A 14,938-nucleotide genomic window follows, 5' to 3' on the forward strand; every position below is an offset into this window, starting at 1 on the left:
CGGCTTCCCAGGCGGGGGGCTCGACGGGGGTGGCGTCTGCCTTGGCCGCGGTTTCACTATGCAAAGGCGCGCTGGTCATGGGAGCCGTGCCGGGCTGGGCGACGGGAGGCGCCCCCATGATCACGGGCGGCACGCGGCCTTCCGGCAGCAGGGCCAGCATGCGCAGGCAGGCCATGATGAAACCGGCCTGCTCGTCCGGTGCCAGGGCGAGTTCCTGGCGACTGTGTACTGCCACGGCGTAGAACAGCTGCACGTCGTCGGGCGTCAGGGCGCCGGCCAGCGTCGTGATGTCTTCGGCCAGTGGATCGTCGGTCTGGGCATGTCCCAGTCGCTGGGCAATGGCCACCCGCGACAGCAGCACGGCCAGGTCGCCCAGCGCGGCCTGGAACGACAGGCCGCGTGCGGCCAGGTCGTCGGCCACGGCCAGGATGCCGGGGGTGTCGGCGGCGGCCAGCGCCCGCAGTAGATCCAGCAGATGACGCTGGTCCAGGGTGCCGAGCATTTCGCCGACGGCGGCAGCCGTCAGGTTGCCGGCCGAAAAGGAAATGGCCTGGTCCGTCAGGGACAGGGCATCGCGCATCGAACCGGCGGCGGCCTGGGCGATCAGGCGCAGCCCCTGGGGTTCTGCCGGCACGGATTCCTGGGCCAGGATGTCCTGCAGGTGGCCGACGATGGCGGGCACCGTCATTTGTTTCAGGTTGAATTGCAGGCAGCGCGACAGCACCGTGACCGGGATTTTCTGCGGATCAGTGGTCGCCAGGATGAACTTGACGTGCTCGGGCGGTTCTTCCAGGGTTTTCAGCATGGCGTTGAACGCATGCCCGGTCAGCATGTGGACTTCGTCGATCATGTAGACCTTGAAACGGCCCGACGATGGCGCGTAGACCGCCTGTTCCAGCAGCTGGGTCATTTCGTCGACCCCCCGGTTCGAGGCGGCGTCGAGTTCGATGTAGTCCACGTAGCGGCCCGCGTCGATTTCCGTGCAGGCCTGGCAATGGCCGCAGGGGGTGGCGGTGACACCCTGGGCGCAATTCAGGGATTTGGCCAGGATGCGCGACAGGGTGGTCTTGCCCACGCCGCGCGTGCCGGTGAACAGCCAGGCATGATGCAGCCGGCCGGACGACAGCGCGTGGGTCAGGGCCCGCACCACGTGATCCTGGCCGATCAGCGTATCGAATGAACGGGGGCGCCATTTGCGCGCCAAGACGAGATAGCTCATAGGCCGCCCTGGAGGGGGAAAAGGAAAGGCGAGCCTGACTTCGGCACTGGTTCCGCGCGGCTGTGGCTGCTTCGTTCCCGACCTGACCAGGTTCACCGCCGAACCATGCGAAGGGGCCCGCCCTGGGGATTTTAGCAGGGTTCGGCGACCTGTCGCGTCCCCGTCTTGCCGGCGCACGAAAGACCGCCGTACACTTGCGGCGAAATTTCACCCTTCCACCATTTCTTCCAGGGCGGCTTTCCCGCAGCCGTGCTCCCTTCATGAAAACTTCCTATTTCCCGCAGTGGCGTCGTGTCTCCGGCACCGCCGATGGCGCGGTCGTTCAGCCCGACGAAACCATGGCGTGGCCGCAAACCGTGGCCATGGGCGCCCAGCACGTGGTGGCCATGTTCGGTTCCACCATCCTGGCACCGCTCATCATGGGCTTCGATCCCAATATGGCCATCCTCATGTCAGGGGTGGGTACCCTGATCTTTTTCCTGTTCGTCGGGGGACGGGTGCCCAGCTACCTGGGCTCCAGTTTTGCTTTCATCGGCGGCGTGATCGCCGTCAGCGGCTATGCGGGCAGCGGGCCGAACCTGAACATGGGGGTGGCGCTGGGGGCCATCGTCGTCTGTGGGCTGATCTACACCGGCATCGGCTTGCTGACCATGCTGCTCAATGCCCGGCCAGGCGGCGGTGCGGACTGGATCGATCATTGGATGCCGCCGGTGGTCACCGGCGCCGTCGTGGCCGTGATCGGCCTGAACCTGGCACCCATTGCGGCCAAGGGCGCCATGGGCGGATCGCTGTTCGAGTCGGCCATGGCGCTGATGACGGTCCTGTGCGTCGGCGGTGTGGCGGTCTATACGCGCGGCCTGATGCAGCGCCTGTTGATCCTGGTGGGGCTGCTGGTGGCCTGCGTGTTTTATGTGATCCTGGCCAATGGCCTGGGGCTGGGCCAGCCGATCGATTTTTCCGCCATCGCCGCCGCCCCCTGGCTGGGACTGCCCAAGCTGACCGCGCCGGTCTTCGAAGCCCATGCCATCAGCGTGATTGCGCCGGTGGCCATCATTCTGGTGGCTGAAAACCTGGGCCACATCAAAGCGGTCAGCGCCATGACGGGCCAGAATCTGGACCGCTACCTGGGCCGCGCCTTTGTGGGCGATGGTGTGGCGACGATGGTGTCCGGTGCCCTGGGCGGCACGGGCGTGACCACGTATGCGGAAAACATCGGTGTGATGACCGCGACCAAAATCTATTCCACCCTGGTATTCGTGGTGGCGGCACTGGTCGCCCTGATGCTGGGCTTCTCGCCCAAGTTCGGGGCGGTCATCCAGGCCATCCCCGGCCCTGTGCTGGGGGGCATGTCGGTCGTGGTGTTCGGCATGATCACCATCGCCGGTGCCCGCATCTGGGTGGTCAACCAGGTCGATTTCAGCGACAACCGCAATCTGATCGTCGCCGCCGTGACACTGATCCTGGGCGCGGGCAATTTTTCCATTGCCATCGGCAGTTTCAAGCTCGACGGTATCGGCACGGCGACGTTTGGCGCCATCCTGCTGCATGCGCTGCTGCGCGGGCGCAAGAAATCGCTGGCTGCGATCTGAACGCAGGACCGGGCTGCACCGGAGATCCCGGTGCAGCCTCGGCATTCCGAGGCCATTGCGGGGCTTGCTTTTTTCCCTTGGATTGACCACAATAACTCAACACACCCCGGTTCCGGCCGGGGTTTTTCACGGGCGAGCCGGCAGGCCACCTGGTCGGGATGCGGGGGGTACCAACCGCCACCATCCTGGATAAGCCCGGATCGGGCGCAGATGCCAGGCAGCCCCCAGCGGGCCGGAACCACCACACTTCGCCCCCTCTCTTTCGTTGTCAGGCGCCCCGCGCATGGGGCGTCTTTTACTTTGAGTCAGAACCATGTCTGCGATCCCTTTGACAGCTCGCGGGGCAGAACGCTTACGGGCCGAATTGCACCGCCTGAAAACCGTTGACCGCCCCGAGGTCATCAACGCCATCGCCGAGGCGCGAGCCCAGGGCGACCTGTCCGAAAATGCCGAATACGATGCCGCGCGCGAACGCCAGGGCTTCATCGAAGGCCGCATCCAGGAACTGGAAGGCACCTTGTCCAATGCCCAGATCATCAATCCAGCCGATCTGGACGTCAACGGCCAGGCCGTTTTTGGTGCCACGGTACAGATCGAAGATCTGGAATCGGGAGAACGCCTGACCTATCAGATCGTCGGCGACCTCGAAGCCGATATTCGCGCCAATATGATTTCCGTATCCAGCCCGGTGGCCCGGGCGCTGATCGGCAAGAGCGAAGGCGATGTGGTCGAAGTCCGCGCCCCGGCCGGTGTGCGCGAATACGAAGTCTGCTCAGTCAGCTACGAATGACGCTGGCGGTGGCCAGTGCGCCGGGCAGGTGTGCCCCCCGTGATGGGCGCGCGGCGGTGACTGGCCAGGCGGATTGTTCAGAACATTACCGGCTTGTGCGTCCGCGCCGGGCCCCGGCACGCAGGGACAGCGCGCTGCCGCCGCTGCGGCGCGGGATGCCATGGACTGGGCGAGGGCGCTTGCCGGCAGAGCGGTCTTCGGTCGTGCGTGGCCTGCGATCGGCTGCGGCGACCGGTTTTTTTGCGGTGTCGCTGCGGCCCGTGCCCGCCGGGCGATCGGCACGCGCTTGCGCCGCCTGTTTCTTGGGCACATAGGGTTCGGATTTCCGGCGCACGGCCCGGGTGGTGTTTTCTGCCGCCTGGGCTGCTTGTTGCGCAAGCGGATCGGGTCGGTAGATAATCAGCGTTTTGCCGAGATGATGCACTGCGGCGCAGGATAGCGTTTCGCAGATTTCCGTCAGCATCGCATCGCGCTCGTCGCGCTCGGCGCCGGCGACACGGATCTTGATCAGTTCATGGGCCGCCAGGGTGCGGTCGATTTCTTCCAGCACAGCGGCCGTCAGGCCACGGTCGCCGATCAGGACGACGGGATGCAGGGGATGAGCGGCGGCGCGCAAAGCGCTGCGCTGCTGAGAGGTCAGTTCGAGTTTCGGCATACTGGAATTGTACGAGAATGGCCAAGAAAAAATTCTCCAAAGCCTGGGTTCAACGGCATATTCACGATCCTTACGTGAAAATGGCGCAACAGAAGGGCTACCGCGCCCGCGCCGCTTTCAAGCTGACCGAGATCCTGGACACAGAAAAACTGCTGCGGCGCGGTGATGTGGTCGTGGATCTGGGCGCGGCCCCGGGCAGCTGGTCGCAGGTCGTGCGCGAACGCCTGCTGGCTTCGGGCGGAGCAATCGATGGCCGCGTGCTGGCGCTGGATCTGCTGCCCATGGAACCCATCGCCGGGGTCGAATTCATCCAGGGCGATTTTCGCGAGGACGCCGTGCTGGCGCAGTTGCGCGAACGCCTGGCGGGGCAGCCGGTGGACCTTGTGATTTCCGACATGGCCCCCAATCTATCCGGTGTGGCCTCGGCCGATTCGGCCCGCATTGCCCATGTCTGCGAACTGGCGCTGGAATTCGCCTGCGATCACCTCAAGCCGGACGGCGCGCTGATCGTCAAGGCCTTTCATGGCAGCGGGTTCTCGCAGATCGTACAGCTGTTCAAGCAGCATTTCGTCCGGGTGGTCGAACGCAAGCCCAAGGCCTCGCGGGATGAATCTTCCGAGACATTCCTGGTGGGCCGCCGCCTGAAAAAACCGCCGGCCACCCAGGACCTGGATGGCGCGACGGACGCTGCGTCCGCGCAGCGGATTCAGGTAGAATGAAACATTGACGTATCTGTCAGCTTGTTGTAATTGCGGGTCGCCGGGCGCGATGTGCAGTGGGCGGGCTGGCAGCGGTACCTACCCAGGAGGTTGGCTTTGAACAACTCGTTTTCCAAGGTTGCGGTCTGGCTGGTGATCGCGCTCGTGCTTTTCACGGTGTTCAAGCAGTTCGACGGACACCCGGTCACGAGCGGGGATTCGGTCAGTTACACGCAATTCATGAACGACGCGCGTGCCGGCCGCATCAACAAGGTCGACATCCAGGGCGACACGATCTACGTGACCCCGGAATCCGGTCGTTCCTACAGCCTGACCTCGCCGGGTGATCTGTGGATGGTGCCCGAACTGGTCAAGAATGGCGTCCAGGTCTCTGGCAAGGCCCGCGAAGAACCTTCTTTCCTGACCAGCCTGTTCATTTCCTGGTTCCCGATGCTGCTGCTGATCGGGGTGTGGATCTTTTTCATGCGCCAGATGCAGGGCGGCGGCAAGGGCGGGGCGTTCAGCTTTGGCAAGTCGCGCGCGCGCATGCTGGACGAAAACAGCAACAACGTCACTTTTGCGGACGTCGCCGGCTGCGACGAGGCCAAGGAAGACGTCCAGGAACTGGTCGACTTTCTGCGGGATCCCACCAAATTCCAGCGTCTGGGCGGGCGGATTCCGCGCGGTGTGCTGATGGTCGGCCCCCCGGGCACGGGCAAGACCTTGCTTGCCAAGGCCATTGCCGGCGAGGCCAAGGTTCCGTTTTTCACCATTTCGGGGTCGGATTTCGTCGAAATGTTCGTTGGCGTGGGCGCGGCCCGTGTGCGCGACATGTTCGAAAACGCCAAAAAGCAGTCGCCCTGCATCATCTTCATCGACGAAATCGATGCGGTGGGGCGCCAGCGCGGCGCCGGCCTGGGCGGGGGCAATGACGAACGCGAACAGACCCTGAACCAGCTGCTGGTCGAAATGGACGGTTTCGAGACCGGGCAGGGCGTGCTGGTGATCGCTGCCACCAACCGGCCCGATGTGCTGGATCCGGCGCTGCTGCGTCCGGGCCGCTTCGACCGCCAGGTGGTCGTGTCTCTGCCCGACATCCGTGGCCGCGAGCAGATCCTGAAAGTCCACATGCGCAAGGTTCCCATTGCCCAGAATGTCGATCCGAACGTGCTGGCGCGTGGCACGCCGGGTTTTTCCGGCGCGGACCTGGCCAACCTGATCAACGAGGCTGCGCTGTTCGCTGCGCGCCGTAATGGCCGCACGGTGGACATGGCCGACCTGGAAAAGGCCAAGGACAAGATCATCATGGGCGCGGAACGCCGTTCGCTGATCATGCCCGAAGAAGAACGCCGCAACACGGCCTACCATGAATCCGGGCACGCGCTGGTGGCGCGCCTGCTGCCCAAGACCGACCCGGTACACAAGGTCACCATCATCCCGCGCGGCCGCGCACTGGGCGTGACCATGCAGCTGCCCGAAGGTGACCGCTACAGCATGGATAAAGAACGCCTGCTGAACACCATCGCGGTGCTGTTCGGCGGGCGCATCGCCGAAGAAGTCTTCATGGGCCAGATGACGACGGGCGCATCCAACGATTTCGAACGCGCCACGGCCATTGCCCGCGACATCGTCACGCGCTATGGCATGACCGATTCGCTGGGGCCCGTGGTCTACGCCGAAAACGAAGGCGAGGTCTTCCTGGGCCGCAGCGTGACCAAGACCACGCATGTGTCCGAGGCCACCATGCAAAAAGTCGATGCCGAAATCCGCAGCATCATCGACGAGCAGTACGGCGTGGCGCGCAGGCTGATCGAATCCAATCAGGACAAGATGCACGCCATGGCCCAGGCCCTGCTCGAATGGGAAACCATCGATGCCGAGCAGATCGACGACATCATGGCCGGCCGTCCGCCGCGCGCGCCACAGCCGCCGTCCTCGGGGGGCGACACGCCGCAGACGCCGTCGGCTGGACAGCCCGCTGCCAGCAGCGACAAGGGTCCCGCCGCGACGCCGGTCTGACCCGACCACGGCTTCTTATGCCTGACTTTCTTCAGTGCGGGCGGTTCCGCTTGTCCCTGGCACGCCCCTTGGTCATGGGGATCGTGAACGTCACGCCGGATTCCTTTTCCGACGGCAACGCCCACTTCCAGGCCGACGAGGCCGTCGCTCATGCGCGTTTGTTGATCGACGAAGGCGCGGACCTGCTCGACATCGGCGGCGAATCCACCCGGCCTGGTGCCCAGGCCGTTCCCGTGGCCGAGGAATTGCGCCGTATCCTGCCGGTGATCGAGGCCCTGCGGGATTGTGGTGTCCCCTTGTCCGTGGATACCTGCAAGCCGTCCGTGATGCGGGCGGTCCTGGATGCGGGCGTCGACATGATCAATGATATCGGCGGCTTTTCAGCGCCGGGTGCGATCCAGGCCGTGGCCGATGCAGATTGCGCCTTGTGCCTGATGCACATGCGTGGCGAACCACGCACCATGCAGGATGCGCCGGTCTATCAGGATGTGGTCGCGGAAATCCATGACTACCTGGATCGGGGCGCGCGGCGCCTGCGCCAGGCAGGGGTCGCCGCCGATCGCATCGTGCTTGATCCCGGATTTGGATTTGGCAAGACCGCAGCGCACAATTACACCCTGCTGCGGCAGTTGCCGCAGGTGGTCGGACAGGAATATCCCAGCTTGCTGGGCCTGTCGCGCAAGTCCATGATTGGCGCGGTCACGGGGCGTCCCGCGTCCCGGCGTCTGGGCGGCAGCGTGGCAGCCGCGCTGGCGGGGGCGATACGGGGCGCGCATATCCTGCGTGTCCATGATGTGGCCGATACCGTAGATGCCCTGCGGGTGTGGGCGGCCGTCGAACAAGGAGTCCGTGCATGAGCGCACGTCAATATTTCGGGACCGACGGGGTGCGCGGCATCGTCGGCGGGGATCGGATCAATGCGGAATTCGCCCTGCGGCTGGGTTATGCAGCAGGCCGCGTGCTGGCGAGCGGCGCGGTGTCTTCCGGGCGGCCGACCGTGGTCATTGGCAAGGACACCCGCATTTCCGGCTATATGCTGGAATCCGCGCTCGAGGCCGGGCTGTCGGCTGCCGGGGTGGACGTGATGCTGGCGGGGCCGATCCCGACGCCGGCGGTGGCCTATCTGACACGCGCTTGGCGCCTGGCGGCCGGAATCGTGATCAGCGCGTCGCATAACCCGCACTACGACAACGGCATCAAATTCTTTTCCGGGGCTGGCACCAAACTGCCCGACGAGACCGAGGCCGCCATCGAGGCCCTGCTGGACGAACCGCTGGGCTGTGCCGATTCGGCCGGCCTGGGCCGTGCGCGGCGCATCGATGATGCCGCCGGCCGCTATATCGAATTCTGCAAGAGCACCTTTCCCAATGAACTGGACCTGCAGGGCCTGAAGATCGTGGTGGATGCGGCCAACGGTGCCGCCTACCACATCGCGCCGCACGTGTTCCGCGAACTGGGCGCCGAAGTTTCGGCGATCGGCTGCGAACCCGATGGCTTCAACATCAACGAAAAGGTCGGCGCCACCCACCCCGAGACCTTGGTGGCCGCCGTGGCGGCCCAAGGCGCAGACCTGGGGATCGCCCTGGATGGCGATGCCGATCGCCTGCAGATGGTGGACTCATCCGGTCGCCTGTTCAACGGCGACGAACTGCTCTATGCCATTGTCCAGGACCGCGCCCGCACGCAGCCCATCCAGGGGGTGGTCGGCACATTGATGACGAATTTCGGGTTCGAGCGCCGCATGCGCGAACTGGGCATCCCGTTCGAGCGCGCCCAGGTCGGCGATCGCTACGTGCTGGAAGTCCTGCACCGGCATGGCTGGCTGTATGGCGGCGAAAGTTCCGGTCACCTGCTGTGTCTGGACCGCCACACCACGGGCGATGGCATTGTGGCGGCCCTGCAGGTGCTGGCCGCCATGCGGCATGCAGGGGCATCCCTGGCGGAGCTGGTGGCGGATCTGTCCATGTATACCCAGAAAATGGTGAACGTGCCGTTGGCGCCCGGGCTGGACTGGCAGGCGCATGCCGGCCTGCAACAAGCTGCGGACGCGGTGCGCGCCCTGCTGGGGGACCGGGGTCGGGTGCTGATCCGGGCTTCGGGGACCGAACCGAAACTGCGTCTCATGGTCGAAGCCGACGACGAAGCCCTGGCCGAGGATGGCGTGCGCCGGCTTCTGGCGGTCAATCTGACTTGAACGCCGCTGTCACATGATTCACACAGAGCATCGGCAGAATATCCCCGATATCGTCATTTTCGGGAACTCACCATGCTCGCTCTCGTCCCTTCCCTGTCTGCGGAATCGATGAAACGCATAGATTGGCCCGGGGCTGAAGTCGGCGGACTGGCGCTGACGGTCGCGCATGCCCAGGCCGACCTGGAAGCCTTGCAACGCCTGCGCTTCCGCGTGTTCACGGAAGACATGGGGGCGGTATTCCCCCATGCGGTGGGCGATCGGGACGTGGATCGTTTCGACCCCTGGTGCGTGCATTTCATGGTGCGTGAAACGGGCACCGGGCGGGTGGTGGGCACCTATCGTCTGCTCACGCCCGAAGCGGCGCGCCAGGCGGGCGGCTACTATTCCGAATCAGAATTCGATCTGGCGCCATTGGCGGCCCTGCGCCCGCAGCTGGTCGAGGTCGGCCGTTCCTGCATCGATACGGAATTTCGCCATGGCACGGCCATCATGCTGCTGTGGTCGGGGCTGGCCCAGGTCATGAAACAGGGGGGCTACCGCTATATGCTGGGCTGCGCCAGCGTCAGCCTGCGCGATGGAGGAGCCACGGCATCGGAAGTCTGGCGTCGGGCGCGGGCCTTGATGGCACGCAACCCGCACGGGCCGCAGGTCCAGCCTTTGCACCCCTATCCGGTGGACCGCCTGGACAGTACCTTGCCCGCCCGGGTACCGCCGCTGATCAAGGGGTATCTGGCGCTGGGGGCGACGATCTGTGGCGCACCGGCCTGGGACCCCGATTTTCACACGGCCGATTTTCCGATCCTGCTGGATCTGGAACAGCTGGATGCCCGTTACCGGCGCCATTTCGGCATCGACTGATCTGCCGCGCACGGGTCGCTGCTGATGCCATCGTGTTCCGTCGGCCAGACGGCGGCTTGCGGATGGGTCAATGCTCGATGATTTCCAGCGAGAAGCCGGCCTTGCGCCAGATCGAGGCTTCTTTTTTCAGCTGAAAGCCGCTGAGAGGGCGGGCGGCGAGCCATTCTGACTGGACCTGCAGGCCGACGTGCTGCGCCTGGACCTGCAGGCGCAGGGGCAGGGTATCCAGCGGTTCACGGCGCCGCATCAGCAGGACGGCCAGGCGCAGGCAGCACAGGGCCAGCCAGCGGGCGCGGTCGGGGGCGTAGTCGCGCACCTTGGCCAGCCGTCCCTGGTGGCCCAGGGCCAGGAACGCCAGCAGTTGCTGGTCATCGCGCGAAAAACCGGGCATGTCGGCATGCCCCAGAATGTAGGCGCTGTGCTTGTGGTAGTCGCTGCGGGCGATGGCCAGGCCGATCTCGTGCAGATCGGCGGTCCAGCCCAATGCGCGGCGCAGTTCGTCCGTCTCGGGGCTGGGTTCCAGGCCGATCTGGTCGAACAGTTGCAGCGCCAGGCGGCGGACGGCGCCGGCCTGGGTCGTGTCGAGCTGATAGCGGCTGCGCATCTGGCGCACGGTCTCGTCGCGCCGGTCCTGCTGCAAGTCCCGGCCCAGCAGATCGTGCAGCACGCCGACGCGCAGGGCGCCATCCCCGGCCCGCATCCGGCTGATGCCCAGTTCCTGGAAGGCCGCGATCATGATGGCCAGGCCGCCGGGCAGTACCGGCACGCGTTCTGCTTTCAGGCCCGCCCAGTCCTGCAGGCGGACCTGGCCGGCGTGCACCAGGGCATCGCGCAGCCGTTCCATGCCGTCGAGCGTGATGTCGCGGGGGCTGAAACCGTTTTCGGTCAGGACGGCCAGCAGGCCCTTGGCGGTGCCGGATGACCCGTAGGCTTCCTGCCAGCCCGTGCGGCGGTAGCGGCTGGCGATGGATTCGAGGGCGCCGCGCGCGGCCAGCACCGCCTGCCGCATGCGGGCGCCGGTGATGCGGCCCTGGGGAAAGAACTGGCGCGTCCAGGTGGTGCAGCCCAGTTCCAGCGAAGCCAGTTCCAGGGGTTGGTCGCCCTGGCCGATGATGAATTCGGTGGAACCGCCGCCGATGTCGATCACCAGCCTGTGCTGGTCCGATGGCGGCAGGTCCTGGATGACGCCCAGGTAGATCAGGCGGGCTTCTTCCTGGCCGGAGATGATTTCAATGGGGAATCCCAGGGCGCGTTCGGCGGCGGGCAGGATTTCGGCCGCATTGCGCGCCACCCGGAATGTGTTGGTGGCCACGGCGCGGACGTTGGCAGGCGGAAAGCCGCGCAGCCGTTCGCCAAAACGCCGCAGTGCCGCCAGGGCCTGTTCTACGGTGGCGGCATTGATGCGCTGGTGTTCGTCCAGGCCGTTGGCCAGGGCAACCAGTTCGCGCAGTTTGTCCTCGGCGTAGATCTGGACGGTGCCCCCTTGGCGCACGACGCGTCCGATGGACAGCCGGAAAGTGTTTGAGCCCAGGTCGATCGAGGCGAGCCGGTTGTCCATGGCTAGGGATCTGTCCTTACCAGAAAATGTCACACTGTGCGATTATAGTGGTCGATCCATGACAGATTTGTGAGGCGTGCATGCAGGCTGGCGAAGGCATGCCGGTTCTCCTGAACCGGGAATTGTCGGTGTTGAAATTCAACGAACGGGTTCTTTCCATGGCCGAGCGCATGGATGTGCCGGTGCTGGAACGCCTGCGCTACCTGTGTATCGTCGGTTCGAACCTGGACGAGTTCTTTGAAATCCGCATGGCCAGCCTCAAGGAACAGCAACGCCAGACCCCCGAACTCAGGGGCGTGGACGGCATGACGCCCGACGAGGCCTTCGACCGGGTGCAACGGGCCGCGCACGCGCTGGTGGATCGCCAGAACCGCCTGCTGACTGGCGAGGTCATGCCCAAGCTGATGGAACACGGGGTGGGCCTGATCTATTCGACCGGCTGGACCGATCTGCAGCGGGAATGGGCCCATGGCATTTTCCGCCGTGACGTGATGCCGCTGCTGACCCCGATCGGTCTGGATCCCGCGCATCCTTTCCCGCGGGTCTACAACAAGAGCCTGAATTTCATCATCGCCCTCAGCGGCGAGGACGCCTTTGGCCGCGAGGGCCACATTGCCATCGTCCAGGCGCCGCGCGCGCTGCCTCGCATGATCAAGGTGCCCGCCGAGATCGCCGGCATTCCGGACGGGTTCATGCTGCTCACCACCTTGATCAACGCCTTTGTCGGTGAACTGTTTCCGGGGATGAACGTCCAGGGCTGCTACCAGTGGCGGGTGACGCGCAACAGCGATCTGTTCGTCGACGAAGAGGAAATCACCAACTTGCGCCAGGCGCTCCAGGGCGAACTGTCGCAGCGCAATTTTGGCGCGTCGGTGCGCCTGGAAATTGCGCACGCCATGCCGCCTGATCTGGAATTGTTCCTGCAGCGCGAATTCAGTCTCGGGGCGGCCGACACCTATCGCGTCAACGGTCCGGTCAACCTGGGGCGGCTGATGCAGCTGTGCAATCAGGTCAATCGGCCCGATCTGGAATATCCGGCCTTCCGGCCGCGCATGCCGGCGCCGTTTGACAGCGGCCTGGAACGGCCCGATGAACTGTTCGCCGCCATCGCGGCGCGCGACCATCTGCTGCATCATCCCTATCAGTCCTTTCAGCCCGTGCTGATGTTTCTGCGCAGCGCGGCGCTGGACCCCCAGGTCGTGGCCATCAAGCAGACCATCTATCGCACCGGCGAGGACTCTGAACTGATGGGTTTGCTGCTGTCGGCTGCGCGGGCGGGCAAAGAGGTCACGGTGGTCGTCGAACTGATGGCGCGTTTCGACGAACAGACCAACATCAACTGGGCGGCACGCCTGGAAGAGGTCGGCGCCCATGTCAGCTATGGGGTCGTGGGGCACAAAACCCACGCCAAGATGGCCCTGGTGCTGCGCCGCGAGGATGGCCGCATCCGCCGCTACGGCCATCTGGGCACGGGCAACTACCATCCGCGCACGGCACGGCTGTATACGGACTTTGGCCTGCTGACGGCCAACCAGGGGATCTGCGAGGACATGGACCAGGTGTTCTCCCTGCTGACCGGCCTGGGCGCGCGCCGCGAACTGAAACTGTTGTTGCAGTCGCCCTTTACCCTGCACGAGACCGTGCTGAACCTGATCCGTTCCGAGGCCGAATTCGCGCGTGCGGGCAAACGGGCGCGCATCCGCGCCAAGATGAATTCCCTGCTCGAACCCGAGGTGATCCGTGCTCTGTACGAGGCCAGCCAGGCGGGGGTGCGCATCGACCTGATCGTGCGCGGTGCCTGCGCCTTGCAGGCCGGGGTGCCGGGGCTGTCGGAACGCATCCGGGTGCGTTCCGTGATCGGCCGCTTCCTGGAACATTCACGGGTGTTCTATTTTTACCAGGATGGCGCCGAGCCGCTGTACCTGTCCTCGGCCGACTGGATGGATCGCAATTTCCTGCGCCGGGTGGAACTGGCTTTTCCGGTGCTCGACAAGACCCTGCGGCGCCGGGTCATCGACGAGGCCTTCACGTTCGCCTGGCGGGACAACCAGCTGGCCTGGGCCGCCCAGCCCGACGGCCGCTACCTGCGCGTGCGCAACCGCCGCGCGCCGTTCAACCTGCACCAGCACCTGATGGCGAGGCTCGGGTGAGATCGGCACGCGGGCCGCTTGTCATGAAACTGTCACTTCCGCTCTTTACCATGTCGTCCTGACGGTCCAGGGCCTGCCCGAAACCGCCGACCATTGGAAACCACAAAGGGTTCAAGACATGTTCAAACGAATTTTGACGCAATGCGCCGCCGGCCTGACGATGATGGCTGCTGCGGGCGTCGCGGCGCACGCCGCCGACCTGACGGGCGCGGGTGCTTCCTTCCCCTATCCGATCTATGCCAAATGGGCCGCCAAATACCAGGAAGTCACGGGCCATCGCATCAACTACCAATCCATCGGATCGGGCGGCGGCCAGCAGCAGATCATTGCCAAGACGGTCGATTTCGGTGCCTCGGATGACCCGATGAAGCCGGACGATCTGGCCAAGCATGGCCTGGTGCAGTTCCCCGCCGTCATCGGCGGTACCGTGCCGGTCGTCAACATCGAAGGCATCAAAGAAGGCCAGCTCAAGCTGACCGGCCCGGTGCTGGCGGACATTTTCCTGGGCAAGATCCAGAAATGGAATGACCCGGCCATCGCCGACCTGAACAAGGATCTGAATCTGCCGGCCAAGAGCATCGTCGTGGTGCATCGTTCGGACGGTTCGGGCACGACTTTCGGCTGGACCAACTACCTGTCCCAAGTGTCTCCCGCCTGGAAGGATCAGGTCGGCCAGGGCAAGGCGGTCAAATGGCCCACCGGCCAGGGCGGCAAGGGCAACGAGGGCGTGGCCGCTTACGTGCGCCAGTTGGCCAATTCGATCGGTTATGTGGAATACGCCTACGCCCATCAGAACGGCCTGGCCTGGGCGCAATTGCAGAACCGCGATGGCCAGTTCGTCCAACCTTCGCAGAAGGCGTTCGCGGCTGCTGCTTCGCATGCCGACTGGGATGCGGCGCCGGGCATGGGCCTGGTCCTGAACAACGAACCGGGCGCGGATTCGTGGCCGGTCACGGCAGCGACCTTCATCCTGGTGCATGGCAAGCAGGCTGACCCTGCGCGTGCCCGTGAAGTCCTGGCTTTCTTCGACTGGGCCTGGCGCGAGGGCGGGACCATGGCCAGCGAACTGGACTACGTGCCGCTGCCCGATGACGTGACTGCCAAGATCCGCAGCGTCTGGGCCGAACAGATTCGCGGCGAGGACGGATCGGCCGTCTGGAAGTAAGCTGGAACGTCATTCCCTGGCAGGGCGGCGCGGGAGTGCGCCG

The 14,938-nt window shown here is 65.0% G+C and carries 12 protein-coding genes and 1 other RNA gene; 9 read left to right on the plus strand and 4 right to left on the minus strand.

Translation table 11 applies throughout. The features are described from left to right. Both dnaX and ffs read right to left on the minus strand, forming a co-directional pair. Positions 1-1,219, minus strand: a 1,219-nt coding sequence (dnaX, locus tag RBR29_RS00850) for a DNA polymerase III subunit gamma/tau (RefSeq protein WP_320346298.1), incomplete at its 3' end; no start/stop codon positions are given. 24 nt (positions 1,220-1,243) lie between these two features. Continuing rightward, an RNA gene (ffs, locus tag RBR29_RS00855) (signal recognition particle sRNA small type) lies at positions 1,244-1,341 on the minus strand. 138 nt (positions 1,342-1,479) lie between these two features. Here ffs and RBR29_RS00860 point away from each other — a divergent pair. After that, complete coding sequence (locus tag RBR29_RS00860) at positions 1,480-2,808, plus strand: solute carrier family 23 protein (protein WP_320346300.1); 1,329 nt, start codon at positions 1,480-1,482, stop codon at positions 2,806-2,808. Between the two features lie 313 nt (positions 2,809-3,121). Further along, the gene (gene greA / locus RBR29_RS00865; RefSeq protein WP_320346303.1) at positions 3,122-3,598 is read left to right on the plus strand and encodes a transcription elongation factor GreA; all 477 of its coding nucleotides are present in this window, start codon (positions 3,122-3,124) and stop codon (positions 3,596-3,598) included. 85 nt (positions 3,599-3,683) lie between these two features. On the opposite strand, the gene RBR29_RS00870 is transcribed toward greA, so the two are convergent. Beyond that, positions 3,684-4,253 carry a YhbY family RNA-binding protein gene (locus RBR29_RS00870; RefSeq protein ID WP_320346304.1) on the minus strand — a complete coding sequence of 190 codons (570 nt, stop codon included), beginning with the start codon at positions 4,251-4,253 and terminating at the stop codon, positions 3,684-3,686. Between the two features lie 17 nt (positions 4,254-4,270). On the opposite strand from RBR29_RS00870, the gene RBR29_RS00875 reads away from it, so the two are divergent. The 5 genes from RBR29_RS00875 (at position 4,271) to RBR29_RS00895 (ending at position 10,022) form a co-directional block, all read left to right on the plus strand. Next, positions 4,271-4,972, plus strand: a complete 702-nt coding sequence (locus RBR29_RS00875) for an RlmE family RNA methyltransferase (RefSeq protein WP_320346306.1) — start codon at positions 4,271-4,273, stop codon at positions 4,970-4,972. Between the two features lie 96 nt (positions 4,973-5,068). After that, positions 5,069-6,970 (plus strand): ATP-dependent zinc metalloprotease FtsH, encoded by a 1,902-nt coding sequence (ftsH, locus tag RBR29_RS00880; RefSeq protein ID WP_320346308.1) that lies wholly within the window; start codon positions 5,069-5,071, stop codon positions 6,968-6,970. Between the two features lie 17 nt (positions 6,971-6,987). After that, positions 6,988-7,827: a dihydropteroate synthase gene (folP, locus tag RBR29_RS00885; protein ID WP_320346310.1), complete on the plus strand. Its 840-nt coding sequence runs from the start codon at positions 6,988-6,990 to the stop codon at positions 7,825-7,827. Further along, complete coding sequence (gene glmM, locus RBR29_RS00890) at positions 7,824-9,164, plus strand: phosphoglucosamine mutase (RefSeq protein WP_320346312.1); 1,341 nt, start codon at positions 7,824-7,826, stop codon at positions 9,162-9,164. Before folP ends, glmM begins: the two co-directional genes overlap by 4 nt. Positions 9,165-9,272: 108 nt before the next feature. Continuing rightward, positions 9,273-10,022 carry a GNAT family N-acyltransferase gene (locus RBR29_RS00895; protein ID WP_320346314.1) on the plus strand — a complete coding sequence of 250 codons (750 nt, stop codon included), beginning with the start codon at positions 9,273-9,275 and terminating at the stop codon, positions 10,020-10,022. 67 nt (positions 10,023-10,089) lie between these two features. Here the strand turns inward: RBR29_RS00895 and RBR29_RS00900 are convergent, their stop codons facing one another. Continuing rightward, the gene (locus RBR29_RS00900) at positions 10,090-11,580 is read right to left on the minus strand and encodes a Ppx/GppA phosphatase family protein (protein WP_320346316.1); all 1,491 of its coding nucleotides are present in this window, start codon (positions 11,578-11,580) and stop codon (positions 10,090-10,092) included. 98 nt (positions 11,581-11,678) lie between these two features. Here RBR29_RS00900 and ppk1 point away from each other — a divergent pair, with 98 nt between their 5' ends. Beyond that, positions 11,679-13,730, plus strand: coding sequence for a polyphosphate kinase 1 (gene ppk1, locus RBR29_RS00905; RefSeq protein WP_320346318.1), 2,052 nt, complete (start codon positions 11,679-11,681; stop codon positions 13,728-13,730). Between the two features lie 118 nt (positions 13,731-13,848). Further along, positions 13,849-14,895 (plus strand): phosphate ABC transporter substrate-binding protein PstS, encoded by a 1,047-nt coding sequence (pstS, locus tag RBR29_RS00910; RefSeq protein ID WP_320346320.1) that lies wholly within the window; start codon positions 13,849-13,851, stop codon positions 14,893-14,895. Positions 14,896-14,938: the final 43 nt, after the last annotated feature.

This window comes from Castellaniella sp. (genome assembly GCF_034007085.1).
In the GTDB taxonomy this organism is placed as follows: Bacteria; Pseudomonadota; Gammaproteobacteria; order Burkholderiales; family Burkholderiaceae_B; genus Castellaniella.

What these genes read in the sequence shown, in the direction of transcription:
- RBR29_RS00860 (WP_320346300.1), top strand. Translation starts at nt 1,480, where the DNA reads ATGAAAACTTCCTATTTCCCGCAGTGGCGTCGTGTCTCCGGCACCGCC.
- greA (WP_320346303.1), top strand. Translation starts at nt 3,122, where the DNA reads ATGTCTGCGATCCCTTTGACAGCTCGCGGGGCAGAACGCTTACGGGCC.
- RBR29_RS00870 (WP_320346304.1), bottom strand. Translation starts at nt 4,253, where the DNA reads ATGCCGAAACTCGAACTGACCTCTCAGCAGCGCAGCGCTTTGCGCGCC.
- RBR29_RS00875 (WP_320346306.1), top strand. Translation starts at nt 4,271, where the DNA reads ATGGCCAAGAAAAAATTCTCCAAAGCCTGGGTTCAACGGCATATTCAC.
- folP (WP_320346310.1), top strand. Translation starts at nt 6,988, where the DNA reads ATGCCTGACTTTCTTCAGTGCGGGCGGTTCCGCTTGTCCCTGGCACGC.
- glmM (WP_320346312.1), top strand. Translation starts at nt 7,824, where the DNA reads ATGAGCGCACGTCAATATTTCGGGACCGACGGGGTGCGCGGCATCGTC.
- RBR29_RS00895 (WP_320346314.1), top strand. Translation starts at nt 9,273, where the DNA reads ATGAAACGCATAGATTGGCCCGGGGCTGAAGTCGGCGGACTGGCGCTG.
- RBR29_RS00900 (WP_320346316.1), bottom strand. Translation starts at nt 11,580, where the DNA reads ATGGACAACCGGCTCGCCTCGATCGACCTGGGCTCAAACACTTTCCGG.
- ppk1 (WP_320346318.1), top strand. Translation starts at nt 11,679, where the DNA reads ATGCCGGTTCTCCTGAACCGGGAATTGTCGGTGTTGAAATTCAACGAA.
- pstS (WP_320346320.1), top strand. Translation starts at nt 13,849, where the DNA reads ATGTTCAAACGAATTTTGACGCAATGCGCCGCCGGCCTGACGATGATG.